We start from the raw sequence: 214 nt of genomic DNA, 5'->3' as shown, positions 1-214 counted from the left end.
GCATCAGCCGGCTGATAACCCAATTGCAAGATCAGCTCATTAATCACGGTTATGTCACCAGCCGGGTTCTGGCTCCTCCCCAGGATCTGCGTACCCAAACCTTAAAACTGGTGATGATACCGGGCAACATCCGGCATATCCGCTATACCCCAGACAGCGGGAACTATATCCAGCGGATAACTCCCTTTCCCGCGCGTGAAGGCAAACTGTTGGA

1 protein-coding gene is annotated in these 214 nt (G+C 53.3%); it reads left to right on the top strand.

All coding sequences use genetic code 11. The features are described from left to right. Positions 1-214 (top strand): POTRA domain-containing protein (locus EAE93_RS24220; protein WP_332009649.1); only part of this gene is annotated, 214 nt, incomplete at both ends.

Origin of the sequence: Photorhabdus akhurstii (genome assembly GCF_018448925.1) — a bacterium.
Classification (GTDB): Bacteria; Pseudomonadota; Gammaproteobacteria; order Enterobacterales; family Enterobacteriaceae; genus Photorhabdus; species Photorhabdus akhurstii.
The sequence above is the reverse complement of the archived record's forward strand: the minus strand, read 5'-3'. Positions and strand labels throughout refer to the sequence as shown.